2 protein-coding genes are annotated in these 3,080 nt (G+C 67.8%); one reads left to right on the top strand and one right to left on the bottom strand.

Annotated features, from left to right (window positions below; all coding sequences use genetic code 11):
- Window positions 1-588, top strand: a 588-nt coding sequence (locus AC27VN_RS37245; protein WP_490879897.1) for a LysR family substrate-binding domain-containing protein, incomplete at its 5' end; no start/stop codon positions are given.
- Window positions 589-618: 30 nt separating this feature from the next.
- Here AC27VN_RS37245 and acpA read toward each other — a convergent pair.
- Window positions 619-2,841 carry an acid phosphatase gene (gene acpA, locus AC27VN_RS37240; protein ID WP_490879896.1) on the bottom strand — a complete coding sequence of 741 codons (2,223 nt, stop codon included), beginning with the start codon at window positions 2,839-2,841 and terminating at the stop codon, window positions 619-621.
- Window positions 2,842-3,080 lie beyond the last annotated feature (239 nt).

The following is a 3,080-nucleotide window of genomic DNA, read 5'->3' as shown; positions in this document are numbered from 1 at the left end:
TATGCGCTGATGCCGCGCGTGCTGCCGCGCTTTCGTGCGCGCTATCCGGGCGTGCAGCTGCAGCTCGGCGAATCGACCACCGCGCGCATCGTCGAGATGGTCGAGGCCGGTGACGTCGACGTGGGCCTGGTGCGCTTCCCGATCGGGCGCGCCTGCCATGCGCGCATCTTCCCGGCCGAGCGCGATGTGTTCGTGGCCGCGGTCGCGGCGGACCATCCGCTCGCGCGGCGGCGTCGCCTGACGCTGGCCGACCTGGCCGACGAGCCCTTCGTGATGTACGGCGCGATGGAGGTGCCGGGCCTGCATGCGGCGGCGCTGCTGGCCTGCCAGCAGGCGGGCTTCATCCCCAACGTGCAGCAGGAGGCGGTGCAGGTGCAGACGCTGATCAGCCTGGTCGAGAGCGGCCTGGGCGTAGCGCTGGTGCCCTCGGTCGCGACGCGCCATGTGGCGCGCAACGTCGTGTTCAAGCCGCTCTCGGGCGCGGGCGCGCAGGTCGCGATCGGCATCGCGCTCGCGCTGCCGCCGGGCGCGCAGACCTCGGCGGCGCAGCGCTTTCTCGAGAGCGTGCTGGAGCAGCCCGACGCGTAAGGGCGCCGGGCCGCGCCGCTCAGGCGTTCATCAGGACTTCTTCGAGAAGTCCAGCGCGCTCGTCAGGTCGCCCATTGCCGGCAGCCCATTCTTCACCAGCGCCTTGTCGCGCTCGACCAGGCCCGGCAGCATCGGCAGCGACCAGCGGTGCGTGATGAAGCGCAGGGTCGAGGCGGTGTCGTACTGCGTCTTGTCGACGAAGCCCTTCTTCGCGAAGTCCGACACGATGAGCGCGGGGATGCGGGTGCCCGGGCCCCAGCGATCGGCCTTGGGCACGCGCGCATGGTCGTAGAAGCCGCCGTTCTCGTCGTAGGTCACGACCACCAGCATGTGCTTCCACTGCGGGCTGGCCTTGAGCTTGGCGATCACGTCGGCGATGTGGGCGTCGCCATCGGCCACGCTCGCATAGCCGGCGTGCTGGTTCAGGTTGCCCTGCGGCTTGTAGAAGCTCACGGCCGGCAGCGTGCCGTTGGCGGCGTCCTTCAGGAAGTCGGCGTCGAAGTCCTTGAGGTGGGCGGCGCGAGCATCGGGATGCTGCACCGGATCGAAGGCGGCGTAGTAGTTGAAGGGCTGGTGGTGGAACTGGAAGTTCGGCGTCTGCGCGGCCGGCGGCACGGCTGCCGGGAACTTGCGGTCGCCCTCGGCAATGGCGGTGGTGCTGTTCCATGCGCCGCCGTACCAGGCCCAGCTCAGGCCCTTGGCCGTGAGCAGGTCGCCGATGGTGGCCTGGGTCTGCGGCGGGAGGGTGTTGGACTTGGTGGTGTCGGCGTAGTGATGGGTCGCGTCGTTCGCCGCCGGTGCGTTGTTGCTCGGCTGGTACGGCGGCTGCATGGTGTTGACCGCGTAGAAGTTGCCGGCGGCATCCTTCGGCGTCAGCGTGTTGTCGTTCTTGTAGGTGGGTGCACCGACGAGCACCGAACTCGGCGCGTTGTCGGCCGGGGTGAGGCGCACGAAATTGCCGTTGGCATCGGTATCGATGGCCGAGATGGTGGCCTTGGCCGGCGAGCTGTCGGCATCGGCATTCGGATACAGCGGAGCGCAGGCGCACACCAGGTACTGGTGGTTCAGGAACGAGCCGCCGAAAGCGCCCATGAAGAAGTTGTCGGCCAGCGTGTACTGCTTCGCCACCTGCCAGAGCTGCATCTTGCTGCCGTCGTAGTAACCCATGCTGAGGCCACCGGCGTCCGAATAGGCGGTGAACTTGTCGTTATTGCCGCCATTGATCTGCATCTGGTTGTTGTAGAAGCGATGCACCAGGTCGCGCGTGATGATGCTCTGCGACACCACCTTGCCGGTGTTGTAGAAGCCCTTCGGGTCGTCGATCTGAAACATGCGGTTCGGCATGCCCACGGTCTTCCCCTGCTCGATCACCGTGGTCTGCCCGCTCGCTGTCACGCCAGTCCACACCGGCGGAAGGTTCGGCAGCGTCGCGCCATCGAAGTCCTTCTGTGGCTCGGCCGTGCTGGTCGACGAGCTCGGGTTCACGCCCGGAATGCCGTTGGCGCCCGGGTACAGACCATAGAGGTTGTCGAAGCCGCGGTTCTCGGCATAGATCACGACCACGTTGGTGATGTCGTCGAGCGCGAAGCGGTTGCGCAGTGCCGCGACGATGTCGCCGCCGCTGCCGGCCTCGGCCACGGCTTCGGCGATGCGTTCGAGCGACTGGTCGATCTCGGTCTGCAGCGCGGTCTTGACCTTGGCGTCGCCGACCTTGTTGTGGTCGGCCAGCAGTTGGCTTTCGCTCACGCCCAGGCGCGCAGCGAGCGCGGTGCGCGCGGCCGCGAGGTTGCCGCCGTTGGCATCCATCAGCGCGGCGAGCTCGGTGCTGATCGCATTGACCACGCCATTGGCGCCGGCCGGTGCGCGGAACACCAGCGCCCGGGTCACGGCGCTCTCGACGCCGGTGTCGGGATCGAAGCGCTTGCTGCCGGTGCCGATCTCGGCCACCACGGCGCCCTGGCCCGCGAGCGTGAAGGCACCGTTGGCATCGGTGGTGGTGCTGGCTTCGCCGGCATCGCAACGGCCGTTGTTGTTGGCGTCGATGCAGACCTTGGCGTTGCGGTAGTAGCTGCCCGTGACCACGCCCGCGGTGGTGGCGCCACCGAGGAAGGGGAAGAAGCCGCCGCCGTCCGAACCGCCGCCGCAGGCGACGACCAGCGCCGCCGCCGCGATGGCCGTGGGCCAGGGTTTGAAGTGGCTGACGAAGGTGCGCGCCGAGGCGAGCGCACCGCTGCTGCGAGTGGAGGCGGTCATCATGTGTGCTGTTATGAGGTGTGGATGAACCAGGGCGGAAGCCCGGCCGGACGATGCTCCCGGGGGCAGATGACAGCGACGTTGCAGCGAAAGCTTTCAATTGCCTTCCTAATTCAGGGCTAAGAAATCTCCGCCCGGCATGTCACGGTTCTGACATGCGTCACTTCTAGCCTCGCCTGCGGCCCTGCCCTGCACGCGCCTCCTGCCCCGTTCCACGTGTTCCCGATGCCCCGTCTTCC

It is taken from the genome of Variovorax sp. 20P10.2.4 (genome assembly GCF_058244205.1).
This window is presented reverse-complemented; position numbering and strand designations above follow the sequence as displayed.